The sequence below is a fragment of the Microbacterium sp. CnD16-F genome, from assembly GCF_024124465.1.
In the GTDB taxonomy this organism is placed as follows: domain Bacteria; phylum Actinomycetota; class Actinomycetes; order Actinomycetales; family Microbacteriaceae; genus Microbacterium; species Microbacterium gawkjiense.
The window spans coordinates 22,122-41,596 of record NZ_JAMXSA010000009.1 but is presented as its reverse complement, the minus strand read 5'-3'; the positions used below and the strand labels follow the sequence as shown (position 1 = coordinate 41,596).

The 19,475-nt window shown below is 70.3% G+C and carries 16 protein-coding genes; 5 read left to right on the top strand and 11 right to left on the bottom strand.

Annotation, left to right across the window (positions count from 1 at the left end):
- Window positions 1-25: 25 nt before the first annotated feature.
- The 7 genes from pepN to dut all read right to left on the bottom strand — a co-directional run bounded on the left by pepN (window position 26) and on the right by dut (window position 10,124).
- On the bottom strand, window positions 26-2,548 hold the full coding sequence (gene pepN, locus NH287_RS04285; protein WP_253034607.1) for an aminopeptidase N: 2,523 nt from the start codon (window positions 2,546-2,548) through the stop codon (window positions 26-28).
- Between the two features lie 28 nt (window positions 2,549-2,576).
- Complete coding sequence (dxs, locus tag NH287_RS04280) at window positions 2,577-4,544, bottom strand: 1-deoxy-D-xylulose-5-phosphate synthase (RefSeq protein WP_253034606.1); 1,968 nt, start codon at window positions 4,542-4,544, stop codon at window positions 2,577-2,579.
- Between the two features lie 74 nt (window positions 4,545-4,618).
- The gene (locus NH287_RS04275; protein ID WP_253034605.1) at window positions 4,619-7,483 is read right to left on the bottom strand and encodes an aconitate hydratase; all 2,865 of its coding nucleotides are present in this window, start codon (window positions 7,481-7,483) and stop codon (window positions 4,619-4,621) included.
- Window positions 7,484-7,633: 150 nt separating this feature from the next.
- Window positions 7,634-8,275 carry an LON peptidase substrate-binding domain-containing protein gene (locus NH287_RS04270; protein ID WP_253034604.1) on the bottom strand — a complete coding sequence of 214 codons (642 nt, stop codon included), beginning with the start codon at window positions 8,273-8,275 and terminating at the stop codon, window positions 7,634-7,636.
- 42 nt (window positions 8,276-8,317) lie between these two features.
- Window positions 8,318-9,097, bottom strand: coding sequence for a DUF3159 domain-containing protein (locus NH287_RS04265; RefSeq protein WP_253034603.1), 780 nt, complete (start codon window positions 9,095-9,097; stop codon window positions 8,318-8,320).
- Window positions 9,094-9,678 carry a DUF3710 domain-containing protein gene (locus NH287_RS04260; protein ID WP_064002126.1) on the bottom strand — a complete coding sequence of 195 codons (585 nt, stop codon included), beginning with the start codon at window positions 9,676-9,678 and terminating at the stop codon, window positions 9,094-9,096. Before NH287_RS04260 ends, NH287_RS04265 begins: the two co-directional genes overlap by 4 nt.
- Window positions 9,675-10,124, bottom strand: a complete 450-nt coding sequence (gene dut, locus NH287_RS04255) for a dUTP diphosphatase (protein ID WP_253034602.1) — start codon at window positions 10,122-10,124, stop codon at window positions 9,675-9,677. Before dut ends, NH287_RS04260 begins: the two co-directional genes overlap by 4 nt.
- A gap of 12 nt (window positions 10,125-10,136) precedes the next feature.
- On the opposite strand from dut, the gene NH287_RS04250 reads away from it, so the two are divergent.
- Complete coding sequence (locus NH287_RS04250) at window positions 10,137-10,607, top strand: DUF3093 domain-containing protein (RefSeq protein ID WP_253034601.1); 471 nt, start codon at window positions 10,137-10,139, stop codon at window positions 10,605-10,607.
- 21 nt (window positions 10,608-10,628) lie between these two features.
- Here NH287_RS04250 and NH287_RS04245 read toward each other — a convergent pair whose 3' ends face one another.
- Complete coding sequence (locus NH287_RS04245) at window positions 10,629-10,922, bottom strand: DUF4193 domain-containing protein (protein ID WP_018186686.1); 294 nt, start codon at window positions 10,920-10,922, stop codon at window positions 10,629-10,631.
- Window positions 10,923-11,140: 218 nt separating this feature from the next.
- Between NH287_RS04245 and sepH the strand changes: the two genes are divergently transcribed.
- Entirely contained in the window at window positions 11,141-12,163 is a 1,023-nt protein-coding gene (sepH, locus tag NH287_RS04240; RefSeq protein WP_253034600.1) for a septation protein SepH, read from the top strand.
- 3 nt (window positions 12,164-12,166) lie between these two features.
- On the opposite strand, the gene NH287_RS04235 is transcribed toward sepH, so the two are convergent.
- Window positions 12,167-13,297 carry an alkaline phosphatase family protein gene (locus tag NH287_RS04235; protein WP_253034599.1) on the bottom strand — a complete coding sequence of 377 codons (1,131 nt, stop codon included), beginning with the start codon at window positions 13,295-13,297 and terminating at the stop codon, window positions 12,167-12,169.
- Between the two features lie 75 nt (window positions 13,298-13,372).
- On the opposite strand from NH287_RS04235, the gene NH287_RS04230 reads away from it, so the two are divergent.
- The 3 genes from NH287_RS04230 to NH287_RS04220 are packed head-to-tail and all read left to right on the top strand — an operon-like array spanning window position 13,373 to window position 17,111.
- Window positions 13,373-15,826 (top strand): DNA topoisomerase (ATP-hydrolyzing) subunit A, encoded by a 2,454-nt coding sequence (locus NH287_RS04230; RefSeq protein ID WP_253034598.1) that lies wholly within the window; start codon window positions 13,373-13,375, stop codon window positions 15,824-15,826.
- 11 nt (window positions 15,827-15,837) lie between these two features.
- Window positions 15,838-16,446, top strand: coding sequence for an SRPBCC family protein (locus NH287_RS04225; protein ID WP_253034597.1), 609 nt, complete (start codon window positions 15,838-15,840; stop codon window positions 16,444-16,446).
- Entirely contained in the window at window positions 16,443-17,111 is a 669-nt protein-coding gene (locus tag NH287_RS04220; RefSeq protein WP_253034596.1) for a DUF4166 domain-containing protein, read from the top strand. Before NH287_RS04225 ends, NH287_RS04220 begins: the two co-directional genes overlap by 4 nt.
- A 1-nt stretch (window position 17,112) precedes the next feature.
- Here NH287_RS04220 and NH287_RS04215 read toward each other — a convergent pair whose 3' ends face one another.
- Window positions 17,113-17,361 (bottom strand): DUF4287 domain-containing protein, encoded by a 249-nt coding sequence (locus tag NH287_RS04215; RefSeq protein ID WP_253034595.1) that lies wholly within the window; start codon window positions 17,359-17,361, stop codon window positions 17,113-17,115.
- Between the two features lie 31 nt (window positions 17,362-17,392).
- Window positions 17,393-19,465: a type IIA DNA topoisomerase subunit B gene (locus tag NH287_RS04210; RefSeq protein WP_374209359.1), complete on the bottom strand. Its 2,073-nt coding sequence runs from the start codon at window positions 19,463-19,465 to the stop codon at window positions 17,393-17,395.
- Between the last annotated feature and the right edge of the window lie 10 nt (window positions 19,466-19,475).

Here is a 19,475-nt window from a genome sequence, read left to right as displayed (position 1 = left end):
GGATCCCCGGGGCCGCTTCCGTGGGTCAGCGTGCCTCGAGCACCGCCTGGGCCGCACGGACCCGCAGGTCGCGCGCCAGGTGGTCGCGCTCCTCGAGGACGATGCGGCGGAGCGAGCCCGGCGCGTCCGGATGCGCGGCCAGCCACGCGTCGACCGCCACGGTGTCCTCCGTGGCGGGGAACAGCCCGCGCACCAGACGCGCCGCGATCTCGATGCTGCGCGAGCGCCAGACCGGCAGGATCCGGGCGAAGTAGTCGTCGTCGAACGCCGTCACGAGCGGCCGGCTCGCGCCCGCCCGGACGCCCCGGATGACCGCGTCCAGATGATCGTTCGTCAGCGTCGGGTCGTCCCACGCCGCGCGCCACGCATCGGCACGGACGGATGCCTCGGGCCGAGCCGAGAGGGCGGCGAGACGCGCCGTACGGCCCGACGACGTGGCATCCCGCGCCGCCTCCTCCTCGATCCGCCTCGCGTCCGCCCGGCCCGAGGCGGCGAGTCCGAACACCCACCCCCAGCGCAGGTCGGGGTCGAGCGCGAGCCCCTCGGGAGTCGGGGCCCGACCGTCGAGGATCGCCGTCATCAGCTCGGCGCGAGCGTCCGACAGCTCAGCGGCCACCCCGACGGCACGCGCCCAGATGAGTTGCGCGTCCGAACCCGGGGCCGCGGCGTCCATCGCGGCCCCGGCGGTGTCGAGCCACGCGTCCGCCGCCGCGGCACGGGCGGCGTCCGGGACGTAGTGGCGGACCGCGAAGGCCGCGTGCGCGAGGACGTCCGCCAGCAGGGCGGGGTGCGGTTCCTGCGGCGCATGCCGCGCCGCGATGGCGAGGTAGACGGATGCCGCGAGCTCGCCGTCCCGGACGGCGTTCCACAGCGCAGCCCAGACGACGCCCCGCGCGACCGCATCCGGCATGGTCGACAGACCCTCCTGGACCGCGGCGAGCGACCGGTCGTCGAGCCGCACCCTCGCGTACGACCGGTCGTCGACGTTCGCCACGACCACAGCGGCGTCGGGGAGGACGGGGGCGGTCACGACCGTCCGCTCCCCGAACAGGTCGACGGCGACGTCGCCGCGGGCCACGAGTCGCCCGCCCTCGTCGTCCCAGAGCCCGACGCTGACGGCATGGGGCCTCGCGACGTCCTGCGCGACCGCGAGGGGGGCGCGCTCGGTCGTGAGGGTGGGCAGACCCGTCGTCTCGAGCCACGCAGCGCTCCACGACCGCAGGTCGCGGCCCGAGGCCTCTTCGAGAGCCGCCAGGAGGTCCTCCAGCGTCGTGTTGCCGTAGGCGTGCGTCGCGAAGTAGCGGCGCGCTCCGCGGAAGAACGCCTCCTCGCCGACGAAGCCCACGAGCTGCTTCAGGACCGAGGCGCCCTTGGCGTAGGTGATCCCGTCGAAGTTGAGCTTGGCCGCCTCGAGATCGGGGATGTCGGCGACGATCGGATGCGTCGTCGGCAGCTGGTCCTGCGCGTACGCCCAGCCCTTCCGCCGGCTCGCGAAGGTGATCCAGGCATCCGGGTGGAGCCCCGTCGCGACGTTGGCGTGGGTCCCCATGAAGTCGGCGAACGACTCCTTGAGCCACAGGTCGTCCCACCACCGCATCGTCACGAGGTCGCCGAACCACATGTGGGCCATCTCGTGCAGGATCGTGTTCGACCTGGCTTCGCGCTGGGCCGCCGTCGCCGCTCCCCGGAAGACGTAGGCCTCGGTGAAGGTCACCAGTCCGGGGTTCTCCATCGCGCCGAGGTTGTACTCCGGGACGAAGATCTGGTCGTACTTGCCCCACGGGTAGTGCTGGTCGAACGCGCTCGTGAAGAAGTCCAGACCGCGACGGGTGATGTCGAGGATTTCGTCCGCGTCGAGGTGCTCCGCGAGCGAGGCGCGACAGAGCACCCCGAGGTCGACGCTCTGGCGCTCACCGCGCCACACACCGTCCACGCGGTGATACGGGCCCACCGCGACCGCGGTGACGTAGCTCGAGAGCGGCGGCGTCTCGGCGAACGAGACCCGGACGCCGCCGTCGACGTCGGTGCGCCCGGTCTCCGCACCGCCGGAGAGGATGACACCGTCGCCCGCGGCCGTGACGTGGAAGGTCCACCGCGCCTTCAGATCGGGCTGCTCGAAGCAGGGGTAGACCCGGCGGCTGTCGGCGGGCTCGTACTGCGTGTAGAGGTACACCGCGCCGTCGACCGGGTCGGTGAAGCGGTGCAGACCCTCACCCGACCGGCTGTACCGGCCGCGCGCGCGGATCCGCACCGTGTTGCGTTCGGCCAGGCCCGTCAGTCGGATGCGGGCGCCGTCCCAGTCGACCTTTCGGGTCTCGCCGTTGATCTCCACCTCGTCGACCGACGCGCCCAGGAAGTCCACCCAGGTCTCCGAGGTCGCCGCGTCGAAGCGGAGGATGCTCTGCGTCTCGAAGTCCTCGCGCGCCGGGTCGGACGCCGATCGCACGTCGAGGTCGACCTCGATCGTCTCGAGCGTGACGACGGATGCGCGGGCCGCGGCATCCTCTCGACTCAGGTTCTCATCGCCGGGATGCTGCGGTGTCTGCATCCCTCCATGCTGTCACGCAGGGGCGACGTCAGTCCGACGCGGAGTCGGCGGGGCCGCGCAGCTCGACGTCCTGCGAGGACCACACCGCGTCGTCGGTCGATTGCCGGGCGATCGGCACGCGCGTGCCGAGGACCTGAGCGACCACGTCCTGCGCGATCTTCGGTGCCGTGAGCCCCGCATCCGCGAGGATCTGCTCGCGACTCGCGTGGTCGATGAACTCGTCGGGGAGCCCCAGCTCATCGACCGCGGTCGACACTCCGGCCTCGCGCAGCACCTGCCGGACCCGGGTGCCGACGCCGCCGACGCGGATGCCGTCCTCGATCGTGATCACGAGGCGGTGGGATGCCGCCAGGTCGACGATCGCGGGGCGGATCGGCACGGCCCATCGAGGATCCACGACGGTCGACCCGATGCCCTGCGCGCGCAGACGTTCGGCGACGGCGACGGCGAGGTGGGCCATGGGTCCGATCCCGACCAGGAGCACGTCCTCCGCACCGCTGCGGTAGAGGACGTCAGTACCGTCCTCGAGCCGCTCGATCGCCTCGAGGGCGTCGGGTACGGACCCCTTCGGGAAGCGCACGACGGTCGGGGCGTCCTCGACCGTGATGGCCTCGTCGAACAGTTCGCGCAGCCGCTCGCCGTCGCGGGGTGCCGCCAGACGGATGCCGGGGACGAGCTGCAGCATGGCGAGGTCCCAGATGCCGTGGTGGCTGGGGCCGTCGGGGCCGGTGACACCCGAGCGGTCGAGGACGAAGGTGACGCCCGCCTTGTGGAGGGCGACGTCCATCATGACCTGGTCGAACGCGCGGTTCATGAAGGTCGCGTAGATGGCGACGACGGGGTGGAGTCCGCCGAAGGCGAGACCGGCGGCCGAGGCGACCGCGTGCTGCTCGGCGATGCCCACGTCGTACACGCGGTCTGGGAACCGCTGCGCGAACGGTTGCAGACCTGTCGGGCGGAGCATCGCGGCGGTCATCGCGATGATGTCCTCGCGCCGGTCGCCGGCGTCGACGAGGGCGTCCGCGAACACGTCGGTCCACGCCACGGCATCCGAGGCTCCGATGGGCTCACCCGTGACGGGGTCGATCTTGCCGACCGCGTGGAACTGGTCGGCCTCGTCGCGCCGGGCCGGCTCGAAGCCGCGCCCCTTGTCGGTTATCGCGTGCACGATGACGGGGGCGCCGTACTCCTTCGCGAGGCGGAGGGTCTCCTCCATCGCGTCGAGGTCGTGCCCGTCGACGGGACCGAGGTACTTGATGTCGAGATTGGAGTAGAGCGCGATGTTGTTCGTGAACCGGGAGAGGAACCCGTGCGTGCCGCCGCGCACACCGCGGTAGACGGCGCGCCCGATCGGGCCGAACAAGCGCGAGACGTGCGCGGAGCTGCGACGGAGCGTCTGGTAGCTGTCGGCGGTGCGCACGCGGTTGAGGTAGCGGGCCATGCCACCGATGGTCGGCGCGTACGACCGGCCGTTGTCGTTGACGACGATGACGAGGTTGCGGTCGTTGTCGTCGGAGATGTTGTTGAGCGCCTCCCACGTCATCCCGCCCGTCAGCGATCCGTCACCGACGACGGCGACGACGTGACGGTCCTTGCGCCCGGTGCGGGTGAGGGCACGCGAGACGCCGTCGGCCCAGCTCAGCGAGCTCGACGCATGCGAGGACTCGACGACGTCGTGCGGGCTCTCCGACCGCTGCGGGTAGCCGGCGAGGCCGCCGCGGGAGCGGAGCTTCGAGAAGTCCTGTCGCCCGGTCAGCAGCTTGTGGACGTAGGACTGGTGCCCCGTGTCGAAGATGATGGGGTCGTTCGGCGAGTCGAACACACGGTGCAAGGCGATCGTCAGCTCGACCACGCCGAGGTTGGGCCCGAGGTGGCCACCGGTCCGCGAGACGTTCTCGACGAGGAAGGTCCGGATCTCGTCGGCGAGGATGTGGAGCTCCTCGCTCGAGAATCGGTCGAGGTCACGTGGACCGGTAATTCCCTCGAGAAGACTCATGTCCAGAGTCTACGTGGCCCTACGCGAGAGGACCCCGACTCCACGCGGAGCCGGGGTCCTCTTGACAACGGACCTCAGACGAGCGAACGCAGCACGTACTGCAGGATGCCGCCGTTGCGGTAGTAGTCGGCCTCACCGGGGGTGTCGATACGGACGACCGCGTCGAACTCGATCGTCTGCTTACCCTCGGGCGAGAACTCGCTGGGCTCGGCGACGACCTTCACCGTCTTCGGGGTGACGCCCTCGTTGAGCTGCTCGAGACCCGTGATCGAGACGATCTCGGTGCCGTCGAGGCCGAGCGACTTCCAGCTCTCCCCCTCGGGGAACTGGAGCGGCACGACACCCATGCCGATGAGGTTCGAGCGGTGGATGCGCTCGAAGCTCTCGGTGATGACCGCCTTGACGCCCAGCAGGCTCGTGCCCTTGGCCGCCCAGTCGCGCGACGAGCCCGAGCCGTACTCCTTGCCGCCGAAGACGACGAGCGGGGTGCCCTGCGCCTGGTAGTTCTGGCTCGCGTCGTAGATGTACGACTGCGGGCCGCCCGGCTGCGTGAAGTCTCGGGTGAACCCGCCCTCGACGACCTTGCCGTCGTTGACGGCGGCCACGATCTCGTTCTTCAGGCGGATGTTGGCGAAGGTGCCGCGGATCATGACCTCGTGGTTCCCGCGGCGCGAGCCGTAGGAGTTGAAGTCCTTCTGCGCGACCCCGTGCTCGGTCAGGTACTGCGCGGCGGGGGTGCCCGCCTTGATGTTCCCGGCCGGGCTGATGTGGTCGGTCGTGACCGAGTCGCCGAGCGTCGCCATGACGCGCGCGCCGGAGATGTCGGTGACCGGTGCGGGGGTGCGCTCCATGCCGTCGAAGTACGGCGCCTTGCGGACGTACGTCGAGTCCTCGTCCCATTCGAAGACGGGACCGGTGGGCGTGGGCAGGTTCTTCCAGCGCTCGTCGCCGTCGAAGACGGTCGAGTACTGCTTGATGAACTGCTCGCGGGAGATCGACTGGTCGATGACCTCCTGCACCTCGTCGGGCGAGGGCCAGATGTCCTTCAGGAACACGTCGTTGCCGTCCGCGTCCTTTCCGAGGGCATCGGTCTCGAAGTCGAAGTTCATCGACCCGGCGAGGGCGTAGGCGACGACCAGCGGCGGCGACGCGAGGTAGTTCATCTTCACGTCGGGGCTGATGCGACCCTCGAAGTTGCGGTTGCCCGAGAGCACCGCGGTCACGGCCAGGTCGTTCTCGTTGATGGCCGCCGAGACCTCGTCGATGAGCGGGCCCGAGTTACCGATGCAGATCGTGCAGCCGTAGCCGACGGTGTAGAAGTCGAGCGCCTCGAGCGCCTTGTCGAGCCCGGACTTCTCGTAGTAGTCCGTGACGACCTTCGAGCCGGGGCCGAGCGTCGTCTTGACCCACGGCTTGCGCTTCAGGCCCTTGTCGGTGGCTTTCTTGGCGAGCAGGCCCGCCGCGATCATGACCGACGGGTTCGACGTGTTCGTGCACGAGGTGATGGCCGCGAGGGTCACCGCGCCGTTGTCGAGGAGGTAGGACTGCCCGTCGGGGGTCGTGACCTTGACCGGCTTGGATGCCGCGTGGCGGGCACCGCTCGAGATCATCGAGGGGACGTGCTCGTGGTCGTGCTGGTGCGAGACGCCCTCGGCCGAAACCGTCTCGTGCTCGACACCCGGGGTGGTACCCGGGTCGGAGGCGGGGAACGTGCCCTCGATCTCGACCGAGTCCTCCTCGGCGGCATCCGCGTAGTTGAGGATGTCCTTCTCGAACTGGCTCTTCGCCTCGGAGAGCAGGATGCGGTCCTGCGGGCGCTTCGGGCCGGCGATGGAGGGGACGACCGTCGAGAGGTCGAGCTCCATGAACTCGCTGAAGCTGAGGTCGCGCGCCGGGTCGTGCCACAGCGACTGCGCCTTCGCGTACGCCTCGACGAGCGCGACGGTCTGCTCGTCGCGACCGGTCAGACGCAGGTAGTCGAGCGTGACGTCGTCGACGGGGAACATGGCGGCGGTCGAGCCGAACTCGGGGCTCATGTTGCCGATGGTGGCGCGGTTGGCGAGCGGCACCTGGGCGACGCCCTCGCCGTAGAACTCGACGAACTTGCCGACGACGCCGTGCTTGCGGAGCATGTCGGTGATCGTGAGGACGACGTCCGTGGCGGTCACGCCGGCGGGGATCTCACCGGTCAGCTTGAAGCCCACGACGCGCGGGATCAGCATGGAGACGGGCTGGCCGAGCATCGCGGCCTCGGCCTCGATGCCGCCGACGCCCCAGCCGAGCACGCCCAGGCCGTTGACCATCGTGGTGTGCGAGTCGGTGCCGACACAGGTGTCGGGGTAGGCGCGCAGCACACCGTCGACGGTGCGGTCGTAGACGACCTTGGCCAGGTGCTCGATGTTGACCTGGTGGACGATGCCGGTGCCGGGCGGGACGACCTTGAAGTCGTCGAAGGCGGTCTGGCCCCAGCGGAGGAACTGGTACCGCTCGCCGTTGCGCTCGTACTCGATCTCGACGTTGCGCTCGAGAGCGTTCTCGCTGCCGAAGAGGTCGGCGATGACCGAGTGGTCGATGACCATCTCGGCGGGCGAGAGCGGGTTGATCTTGTTGGGGTCGCCGCCCAGGGCGGTCACGGCCTCGCGCATCGTGGCGAGGTCGACGATGCACGGGACACCGGTGAAGTCCTGCATCACGACGCGTGCGGGCGTGAACTGGATCTCGGTGTTCGGCTCGGCGTCGGGCTGCCAGTTCCCGAGAGCCTCGATCTGCTCCTTCGTGACGTTCGCACCGTCTTCGGTGCGGAGCAGGTTCTCGAGGAGGATCTTGAGGCTGTACGGAAGCTTCTCGTAGCCGGGAACGGTGTCGATGCGGAAGATCTCGTAGTCGGTGTCGCCGACCGTGAGTGTGCTCTTCGCACCGAAGCTGTCAACAGTGGACACGTGTGCTCTCCTTCGTCGGCGGGCGCGGCGTGAGCCGGCCCTCCCATCTTCGCCCCGCCCGGTCCCGGCGGCTAGTGAGGTCTGCCTTACCGTGACGGGCGAAATCTATCTTGATATCAAGATACCTCACGGACGCCTCCGGCACGTGTGTCAGACGTCCCCGTCGTCCGTATCGGCCGCATCCGCGATCCGGGCGACGAGGACCGGTTCCTCCTCGAGGCACATCCCGCGCAGCCGTTCGAGCAGATCCGCGATGCTCGTGGAACCCAGCAGGCGGAACCGGTCGTACTCCCCCAGCGGGGCCATGGCGGCCAGCTGCCACGTCGAGACGACAGGATCGTCGGCCACCTCGGCATCCGGGTCCCACCGCGCTTCGTCGAGGACCGCAGCCAACGTCGCGACACGACGCACGACGCGCTCCACCTCACGGCGCAGCGGCAGGAGGTCCTCGTCCCAGGCGAGCGGCGCGACGGGTGACACGTCCGCCACGGGATGCGGGTCGTCCTCACCCCACCTGTGGACGGCGATCCGCTCCCCTCCCACCGCGATCACGAACAGGTCCTCGGCGCCCGCCTCGACCCGGACGATGCGCGCCAGGGTTCCGAGCATCGCGCGCTCGTCGCCGCCCCCGGCCTCGAATCCGCGCTCGATCAGGACCACCCCGAACGACGGGTCGTCGGCATCGAGCAGCCGCCCGATCATCGTGAGGTACCGCGGCTCGAAGACGCGCAGCGCGAGCGGCGTGTGCGGGAGCAGCACGCTTCCCAGCGGGAACATCGGCACGGCGTCCATGGGCTCAGTCAATCAGCCCCGCGGCGCCGGTGGGGTGGTTCCTCAGCTCTCGTCGAGGCGCGGGACACGCGGGGGGTACAGCGCCCGGACCGCGAGCCATGTCACGGCGACCATCGGGGCGAACAGCGGCAGACCCATGACGAGTTTCAGCGTGCCGAGTGCTGCGACCTCTCCCGCGAGGTACAACGGGAGCTGCACGGCCAGCCGGGCGTAGAACAACGCCGCCCACGCGATCGTGAGCCAGAAGAAGGCACGACGCTTGCGTCGGTCGGCGCGCCACGCGGTGCCCTCGTTCATGAGGAAGCCGACGGCGAGCCCGATGAGCGACCAGCCGATCAGTGCCGAGATCAGCAGACCGGTGCCGTACGCGGCGTTCGTGATCAGCCCGGGGACGAAGTTGTCCTGGCCGCGACCGGTGAACAGCGCGAGCGCGGCAGCGACACCCGTCGCGACGAGACCGCCGAAGGCAGCGGCCGCCGGCGACCGCTGGAGGAGGCGGATGATCGTGAACGCGGCCGCGAGCCCGACGGACGCCACGAGCGAGAGCACGAGGTCCTGCCCGGTCACGGTGAAGAGGACCACGAAGACGAGACCGGGGAGGACGGATTCGGCGATGCCGCGCCATCCCCCCATCGCCCGCCAGACGACGTGACCGGTCGTCGCATCCTCGGCCGGATCCAGTCCGGCCCGCTTCGCCGCACCGCCGAGGGCCTGCCCGAGCAGCTCGGAGGCCGTCGCACCCTCGGTTGCGGCCGGGGGGACGAGGTCGGGGCGGGGCGCCGAGGGCTCGTCGGATCCGTCGCGGTCCTGCGACGCGGTCATGCGCTGCCGGGAGAGGCGGGCATCTTCAGCGGGATCAGGTCGCGTGGCGGCATGGGAGTCGCTCCCCGCACCACGACGATCGATCGGAAGAGGTCCTCGACCTGCGCCGCGGCGTCGATGTCGCTCGCGGCGGCTCCGCCGATGACGCCGCGCAGGAACCACCGCGGGCCGTCGACACCCACGAACCGGGCGAGACGCTTGCCGGCCGCGCCGTCGGCTCCCGCGACGGGGACCTCGGCGAGCAGCTCGGGTCCGAGCGGACCCTCGCGCTCCTCGACGCGACCGCCCTGCTGGCGCACCTGCTGTCGGATCTGCTCGCGCGTCTCCTCCCACAAGCCGCTCGAGCGCGGCGCGGCGAAGGGCTGGACCTGCAGCGTGGAGCCGGCGTAGTCGAGGCCGACGGCCACGATGCGCTTAGTCTGCTCCTCGACCTCGAGACGCAGGTTCAGGCCCTCGCGGGGCAGCACCTTCACGCCGCCGAGATCGATGTACGGACGGACGGGATTGGCTTCCGCCTCGTCGAAGGGACCGTTGCTGGCACGATCGCTCGGTGCCGACTTGGGGGCGAGCTCGTCGCTCATGCGGGTTGTCCTGTCGTATAGCCGGTGGATCCGAATCCCCCGTCGCCGCGCACACTGTCGGGAAGCGCGTCGACGGGGAGGAAGGTCGCCCGCGAGACGGGCATGACGATGAGTTGGGCGATGCGGTCGCCGGGCGCGACGTCGAACGCCTCTTCGGCATCCGTGTTCAACAGTGTGACCTTGATCTCGCCGCGGTAGCCGGCATCCACCGTCCCCGGGGAGTTGACCACCGTGATGCCGTGCTTCGCCGCGAGACCGCTGCGCGGCACGACGAAGGCGACGTAGCCGTCGGGCAACGCGATGCGCACGCCGGTGCCGATCAGGGCGCGCTGCCCGGGGGCGAGTCGGACCCGCTCCGTGGCGACGAGGTCGGCGCCCGCGTCGCCCGGGTGCGCGTAGACGGGGACCTGAGCCGAGATAATGGGAACGTCCACGGTATCCATCACCCCCCGAGGCTAATGCACAACACCGACCGCTCCGCTCCCCCCTCGTACCGCGAGCGGCTGAGCCCGTCGCTGTGGCTGCTGGTCAGTGCCGCGGTGTGCGCACCGATGGCCGCGGTGGCCTTCGCGCCGATCGACACGACCCTCGCGCTCGTGGTCGGTTTGGCCGTCGGCGTGGGCCTCGTCTCGGCACTCATCGCCGGCGCTCCGGTCGTCTCGGTGAGCGACGGCGAGCTCCGCGTGGGCCGCGCGCACATCGCCGTCAGCGACCTCGGTGAGCCCGAGATCCTCGCCGGCGAGGCCGCCCGGGCCGCCCGCGGCAGCGACCTCCGCCGCGACGACTGGCACCTCCTGCGCGGAGGCATCGACGGTGTCGTCCGCGTTCCCGTCGCAGACGAGGACGACCCCACGGCGCGGTGGGTGTTCTCGTCCCGCACCCCAGAGAGGGTGGCGGCGATGATCACCCGCGCGCAGCGGGGTCGCTGAGACCTGGAAGGTCGGGGCCGGTCAGGCCGCGCACTCGGTGCAGATGGCACCGATCGAGGTCTGGTGGTCGATCTGGGTGCGGTGCTTCACGAGGAAGCACTCGACACAGGTGAACTCGTCCTCCTGCGGAGGCAGGACCACGACGTCGAGGTCGACGTCGGAGAGGTCGGCGCCGGGCAGCTCGAAACCGCTCGGGTTGTCGGAGTCCTCGACGTCGACCGAGCCGGACATCTTGTCCGGGACGCGTTCCTTCAGAGCCTCGATCGACTCGCTGTCGTCTTCGGTCTTGCGGGGGGCGTCGTAATCCGTGGCCATGCGAGAACGTCTCAACTTTCGGGGTGTTGCAGTGGGTGCGGCCCGTTCGGGCGGCCATAGTTTGCATCACGCACCCGTGAATCGCAAATGGGCCGCCGGGTCGCCGCCGCCTTTCGGAGGGGCCTCACCGCAAACTCGCGGCACGCCCCGGATATTCCCGTCGCCGGGCGCCCGCCGTGACACCATGGGCGCACACGCTGGATCTGGAGGACGTCCGCATGGAACAGCTCAAAGTGATCGGCACCGAGGACGGTCGCCTCATGCTCGCGACCGACGCCGGCGACCGCTTCTCGCTCGCCGTCGACGAGGCGCTGCGCACGCAGTTGCGCCGCCTGCAGCGCGACGCCGAACCTCGACTCGCCCGCCCCAACCCCCGCGACATCCAGGCGCACATCCGTGCCGGGATGTCGGCTGAGGACGTCGCCCAGCTGCTCGGAGTCCGCGTCGAGGACGTCCAGCGTTTCGAAGGGCCCGTCCTCGCCGAGCGCGAGCACGTCGTCGACCAGGCCCTCGCCGTGACCGTGCTGATCGGCGGCGAGCTCGACCCCGGGGCGCAGCCCACGTTCGGCAACGCCGTGCGCGCGAAACTCGCCGAGGCGGGCGCGACCGGCGAACGGTGGACGAGCTGGAAGGACCAGAACGGCTGGACCGTGAAGCTCGAGTTCACCGTCGGCGAGGTCGAGCACGACGCGCGGTGGTCGTTCGACCCCCGCCGATCCTCGCTCGCACCCCAGAACTCCGACGCGACGCAGCTCTCCCGGCAAGGCTCCCTCCCGGAGGGCCTCATCCCTCGCCTGCGCGCCCTCGACACCGCTCCGCAGAAGGATGCCTCGCGGTTCGACAGCGGATCGTTCGGTCCCCGCGGGCTCGTCGCCCCCGACGGCGCGGCCGAAGCGACCGACGATCGCCCCTCCTCCTCGGCAGCTGTACAGCAGGCCGCGATCAAGCGTGCCCCGGACGCCCCGGTGACTTCCGCGGAGACAGCCGACCTCCTCGAGGCGCTCCGCCGCCGCCGCGGACAGCGCGAGCCGATGCCGACGGAGCAGACCGAACAGCGGTCGTCGAGCCCGGTCGCCCTGTTCGACGCGCTCGAGACGCCCGAGGAGTCCGTCCCCGACGAGCCGGCACCCACCGAGACCGAGGCGAGCGAGGCTCCGGCCGAGCAGACGCGCCGCCGCGGACGCACGTCGATGCCGTCGTGGGACGAGATCGTCTTCGGCGCCCGCACCGAGGACGGCTGAGCGTCAGGCGAACGACCCCAGTCGCACCATCGGGACGATGCGCTCCTGATCGGTGAGTGATCCGTGCTGCCCGATCATGCTCTGCGGCCGCTTGTCCGACTCCCGGTCGTCGTAGTACGCGACCGCTGAGCGGGCGGCCACCAGGACGTCGCCGATGCGAGGGAGCACCTCCGCGTCCACGACCTCGCCGAACAGGCCCGCCGCGACCGCCTCGTCGCGCGACAGCACCCAGGACCTTCCGGACTCGGCCTCGTGCCACCGACGCAAGACGTCGTCCGCGCGTCCCTCCTCCGCGTAGAGATGGAGCATGCGCGGCTCGCCGCCCACGATGCGGACGTCGTCCACCAGCGGATCGTCGTCCTGCAGGAGCAGGTGACGGTGCCGCGGGACGTCGACCACCCCGTGGTCGGCCGTGACGACGGCACCCGCGTGGGCGCCCATCGCCGTGTCGAGATCGCGCGCCGCCACGTCGACGGTCTCCAGCGCGGCCGACCATTCGTCGCTCTCCCACCCGCGCGCGTGCGCGATCGTGTCGAGCTCGGGGATGTAGGTGTAGACGAGGGCGCCAGGATGCCGCAACGCGAGATCCGCGGAGCGCTCCATGCGCTCCGCGATGGTCGTGGCCCCGATGAAGTCCGCGCCGCGCTGCAGCGCGCGGGTGAACCCGGTCGCGGCGTACCGCGGCGACGAGACGACGAAGCAGGGTCGCCCGGCTGCGGTCTCGCGTTCGAGTATCGGCGCGCAGCGCTGCCACGTGAGCGGATCGAGACCGTCGGTCTCCCAACCCTTGAGCTGATTCGGTGCCAGGTCGGTGCCCGGCACCCGCACGCGGTAGCCGACGAGGCCGTGCCGGCCCGGCGACTCCCCGGTGAGCAGACTCGTCAGCGCCGCTGCGGTCGTCGCGGGGAAGACGGTGCGCGCGGCATCCTTCTTCGTCATGCGTCCGGCGAGGAAACGGGCGTACCCGGCGCGGGCGGTGAGGTTCGATCGACCGAGTCCGTCGACCATGACGACGATCGCCGATCGCGCCGGCGCGAACCACTCGCCGCGCCCCTGCAGCGACGCCAGGATCTGCGGCACGACACCGGTGAGGCTCCGGGCCGTGGGCGGGTCCGCGGGTAGGCTGGCAGTCATCCGGGTCAGTCTTCCACACGGTGCCCCGCCGCCGTCCTGACCCCTGGCAGCATCTCCCGAAGACCGATCGAGGCCATGGCATCGCGCACTCCCCCTCCCCCTCCCGCCGTTGAACGCATCGAGGACGTCGATCTCGCCGACGAGATGCAGGGGTCCTTCCTGGAGTACGCCTACTCGGTCATCTACTCGCGCGCCCTGCCCGACGCGCGGGACGGCCTGAAGCCGGTGCAGCGCCGCATCCTGTTCCAGATGTCGGAGATGGGGCTGCGCCCCGACCGCGGGCACGTCAAGAGCGCGCGCGTCGTCGGCGACGTCATGGGAAAGCTCCACCCGCACGGAGACTCCGCGATCTACGACGCGCTCGTGCGTCTCGCCCAGGACTTCGCCCTGCGCGTCCCGCTCGTCGACGGCCACGGCAACTTCGGCTCGCTCGACGACGGCCCCGCGGCGGCGCGGTACACGGAGGTCCGACTCGCGGCATCCGCCCTCGCACTCACCGAGAACCTCGACGAGGACGTCGTCGACTTCATCCCGAACTACGACGGCCAGTTCCAGCAGCCCGAGGTGCTGTCGGCCGCCTTCCCGAACCTCCTCGTCAACGGCGCGACCGGCATCGCCGTCGGCATGGCGACCAACATGGCGCCGCACAACCTCATCGAGGTCGTCTCGGCGGCCGTCCACCTGCTCGAGCACCCCGATGCGACCCTCGACGAGCTCATGGAGTTCGTGCCGGGTCCCGACCTCCCCGGCGGCGGCGTCATCGTGGGACTCGACGGCATCAAGGAGGCGTACGAAACGGGCCGCGGCTCCTTCCGCACGCGCGCGAAGACGTCGATCGAATCGCTCGGCCCGCGTCGCACCGGCATCGTCGTCACCGAGCTCCCCTACATGGTCGGCCCCGAGCGGGTGATGGAGAAGATCCGCGACGCCGTCACCGCGAAGAAGCTCACCGGCATCTCGGACCTGACCGACCTCACCGACCGCAACAACGGTCTGCGGCTCGTGATCGGCATCAAGACGGGCTTCGACCCGAACGCCGTGCTCGAGCAGCTGTACCGCCTGACGCCGCTCGAGGACTCGTTCGGCATCAACAACGTCGCCCTCGTCGCGGGTCAGCCGCAGACGCTCGGGCTGAAGGACCTCCTGCGGGTGTACCTGGACCACCGCATCCAGGTCGTCACGCGGCGCAGCCGCTACCGGCTCGCCCGCAAGCAGGAACGCCTCCACCTCGTCGAGGGCCTCCTCATCGCGATCCTCGACATCGACGAGGTCATTCAGGTGATCCGCACCTCGGACGACAGCGATCAGGCCCGCACGCGACTCATGGACGTGTTCGACCTGTCGCAGCCGCAGGCCGAGTACATCCTCGAACTGCGCCTGCGCCGGCTGACGAAGTTCTCGCGTGTCGAGCTCGAGAGCGAGCGCGACACCCTGAAGGCCGACATCGCCGCACTGGAGGAGCTGCTGGCCAGCGACGTGCTCCTGCGCCGTCAGATCGCGAAGGAGCTGGATGCCGCGGCCGAGGCCTTTGGCACGCCGCGCCGCACCCTGCTCATGAACGGCGGACCGGTCACCCCGCGCGGCCGCGCCGCTGCCCCCGCCGATCTGCAGATCGCCGACGCTCCATGCCGCGTCTTCCTCTCCGCGACCGGCCGCATGGTGCGCGCAGAGTTGGTACCCGACGCACCGGGAGGCGGCATCGTGCCGCCGGCACGCCGGTCCAAGCACGACGCCATCCGGTCGGCGGTCGACACGACGACCCGCGGTGACCTGGGCGCGGTGACCACGCTCGGACGCCTCGTCCGGTTCACCCCCGTCGACCTCCCCTCGGTCCCGGCGAACTCGGTACAGCTGGCGGCCGGCACGCGCGCCGCGCAGTACCTCGGGCTGGGCGCGAACGAGCATGTGCTCGCCCTCGTCCCGTTGACGGGCGACGCGCCGATTGCGCTGGGCACGGCGCAGGGCGTCGTCAAGCGGGTCGCGGCGACCGAGCTCCCGGCCGGTAAGCCGGACGTCGAGATCATCGCGCTCAAGCCCGGCGACACCGTCGTCGGGGCGGCGCTCGCGGCGGACGGGACCGAACTCGTCTTCGTCACGACCGATGCTCAGCTGCTGCGGTTCGATGCCGCGGCCGTGCGTCCCCAGGGCCGCTCGGCGGGCGGCATGGCCGGCATCCGTCTGGCAGGCGACGCCCGTGTGATCGCCTTCACCGCCGTGGCCGCGACCGACGACACCGTCGTCGCGACCGTCGCCGGATCCACCGCGGCCCTGCCGGGGACGGATGCCGGATCCGCGAAGGTCTCCGCGTTCACCGAGTTCCCCGCCAAGGGGCGTGCGACCGGCGGCGTACGCGCGCAGCGATTCCTCCGCGGCGAGGACGCGCTCATCCTCGCCTGGGTGGGCGATGGCCCCCGCGCCGTGGGTGCGGACGGCTCGGTCCGGCAGCTGCCCGAACCGGGTGCGAAACGCGACGCCTCCGGTCAGGCCCTCGACGCCGTCATCGGCGCCATCGGCACCGCGGTCTCCTGAGGCGGCACGGCGTGGCTCGGCGCGGCATCCATGTGGAGATCGACATCGCCGCGCCGATGGAGCACCTCTGGGCGCTCACCCAGGACCCCGAGCTGCACCCGCGCTGGGACGTCCGGTTCTCGCGTATCCAGCCGACGGGCACCGACGCGTCCGGGATGCAGCGGTTCACGTACGAACGCCGGACGCCGCTCCACACGGTGCGGGGCACGGGTGTCAGCCTGGGTGAGCGCCTGCGGCCCGACGGCACCCGGACGTCGGCGCTGCGTTTCTCGACCACCGATCGGCTCTCACCGATCCGCCGGGGACGGGGGTACTGGCGCTACATCCCCCTCCCCGACGGCCGGGTGCGATTCGTGACGGGGTACGACTACGACCCCGGGTGGGGCCCCGCCGACGTCCTCGTGCGTCCGCTTCTCGGTTGGGTCACGGCATGGAGCTTCGACCGGCTGCGCATTTGGGCAGAGACGGGGGTCGCCCCGGAGCGCTGGGGCCTCGTCTCCGCCTTGGCCTGGTGGCGCGCGGACCGACCCCGCGCCGCCCGGTGCGGTCGTCGACCCGCCGGCCGGCACGCGCTCGACGACGCCCCCGCCACCCTCGCCGACCTTCGGGAGCCGACATGATCTCGCTCTTCCGCACCGCCATGGGAGCGGACTTCGATCGCCTGCACCCGCAGCTCCAGCGTCGTTTCGACGTCGGGCTGACGGGCGGCATGGCTTGCGTGGGACGCGGGATCATGACGCAGATCACGCGCGGCCCGTGGTGGACGGTGCCGTTCCTGCAGATCGGGCGCCTTCGCAACATCCTCGTCCCCGACGTGGGCGCCGACGTCCCCTTCACCATCGCCAACTACCCCTACCTCGATCCGTACGGACGGGAGACGGTCACCTTCGTGCGCGAGTACCGGGTCCGCGGCAGGAGGCGCCGGTTCGACGCGACGATGGTGGCAGGGCACGACGGGATCGTCGACTACCTGGGGACCCACCAGCACCTCGCGGTCGACCTCGACGTGTCGGCGGAGCCCGACGGGTCACTCCTCCTGCGCAGCGGCGCACAGCGCTTCTACGAGGGGCCGGTCGCCTTCCGCTTCCCGATGCTGTTCAGCGGCCGCGCGACTCTCCGCGAGCGGTTCGACGAGACCGACGGACGGTTCCACGTCGACCTTCGCGTCGACAACGACCGCTTCGGGTACCTCTTCGGCTACCGAGGGTCCTTCACGTGCGAGTGGATGCCGGCATCCGACGCCCCGGCTCATCTGAAGCCGCGTCGCCACGAGCGGCGCCTCTGAGTCAGGCGGTCAGCTTCGCCTTGACGTAGGCGACGATCGCGTTCGCGTGGCCGTGGCCGAGGCCGTGCTCCTCCTTGAGGAGCCCCACCGTCGCCATGTGCGTCCTCGTGTCGAGCGCGTCGGCCGCGATGTCGAGCCAGTGCTGCACGGGCTGCCCATACGTCTTCTCGATGCTCGGGAAGTACGACGCCGGCCCCTTCGGCTTGTCGCCGGGGGCGATCACAGGAGCGACGACGCGGTGGGAGGTCATGAGCACAGGCTAGCCCCGGGGCGGGGCCGGCTCAGGCGTCGATGCGCTCGCGGTCCAGCCGTTCGCTCGAAGTGACGATGAAGTCGCGGCGGGGCGCCACCTCGGACCCCATGAGCAACTCGAAGACGGTGGAGGCGACTTCGGCGTCCTGCACCCGCACGCGGCGGAGGGTGCGTCCCGCGCGGTCCATCGTCGTCGTCGCGAGCTGGTCCGCGTCCATCTCGCCGAGGCCCTTGTAGCGCTGCACCGGCTCCTGCCACCTCTTGCCCGACTTCGTCAGCTTCGCAAGCAGCGTGTGGAGTTCCTGCTCGCTGTAGGTGTAGATCGTCTCGTTGGGCTTGGAACCGGGGTTCATGACGACGACGCGGTGCAGCGGCGGCACGGCGGCGTACACCCGACCCTCTTCGATGAGGGGCCGCATGTACCGGAAGAAGAGGGTGAGCAACAGCGTGCGGATGTGTGCACCGTCGACGTCGGCGTCGCTCATCAGGATGATCTTGCCGTAGCGCGCGGCCTCGAGATCGAAGGAGCGGCCCGAACCGGCACCGATCACCTGGATGATCGCGGCGCACTCGGCGTTCGAGAGCATGTCGCTGATCGACGCCTTCTGGACGTTGAGGATCTTGCCGCGGATCGGCAGCAGCGCCTGGTACTCGCTGTTACGGGCGTGCTTGGCCGTCCCGAGCGCCGAGTCACCCTCGACGATGAACAGCTCCGACTCGGCGACGTCGTTCGTCCGGCAGTCGGCGAGCTTCGTCGGCAGCGAGGACGACTCGAGCGCGTTCTTCCGGCGCTGGGTCTCCTTGTGCGTGCGCGCCGAGATGCGCGCCTTCATCTCGGAGACGACCTTCTCGAGCAGCAGGGCGGTCTGCGCCTTGTCGTCCCGCTTCGTCGAGGCGAACTTGGCGGCGAGCTCTTTCGAGACCACCGACGTCACGATGTTGCGGACGGCCGGCGTGCCCAGGATCTCCTTCGTCTGGCCCTCGAACTGGGGCTCCGGCAGGCGGACGGTCAGCACCGCCGACAGTCCCGCGAGGATGTCGTCCTTCTCGATCTTGTCGTTCGCACCGACCTTGAGCTTGCGGGCATTCGACTCGATCTGCCCGCGCAGCGTCTTCATGAGGCCCTGCTCGAAGCCCTGCTGGTGCGTACCGCCCTTCGGCGTCGCGATGATGTTCACGAACGAGCGGGTGACCGTCTCGTAGCCCGTCCCCCACCGCAGCGCGATGTCGACCTCGCACTCGCGCTGCACCTCGGTGGGGACCATGGCTCCGGAGGCCTGCAGGACGGGCACCGTCTCGGTGAACGTGCCGGTGCCGGTCAGACGCCACGTGTCCGTGATCGGCGCATCCGGGGCGAGGAAATCGGCGAACTCCGAGATGCCTCCGTCGAAGCGATAGCTCGTCTCGACGGTGTCCGCTGTCCGCTCGTCGACGATGACGATCTCGAGACCGGGGACGAGGAACGCGGTCTGACGCGCGCGCTGCTCCAGCTCGCTGAGATCGAACGCTGCGTCCTTCGTGAAGATCTGCCGGTCCGCCCAGTAGCGGATGCGGGTACCCGTGACACCCTTCGCCGCCTTGCCGACGACGCGGAGCTCGCTGGACTTCTCGAACGGCCGGAATCCGGATGACGGCGAGTCGCCCTCGAACACGCCCGGCTCACCCCGGTGGAACGACATGGCGTACGTCTTGCCCGCCCGGTCGACCTCGACGTCGAGCCGCTCCGAGAGGGCGTTGACGACGGACGCGCCGACACCGTGGAGCCCACCGGATGCCGCGTAGGACCCACCGCCGAACTTGCCACCCGCGTGCAGCTTGGTGAAGACGACCTCGACACCCGTCAGGCCGGTGCGCGGTTCGACGTCCACCGGGATGCCGCGCGCCCGGTCACGGACCTCGACGCTGCCGTCGGCGTGCAGGATGATCTCGATGCGGTCACCGTGTCCGCCGAGGGCTTCGTCGACCGAGTTGTCGATGATCTCCCACAGGCAGTGCATGAGTCCGCGGGAGTCGGTCGAGCCGATGTACATACCGGGCCGCTTGCGCACGGCCTCGAGCCCTTCCAGGACCTGGAGATGATGGGCGGAATACTCGGCTGTCACGATCTCCCAT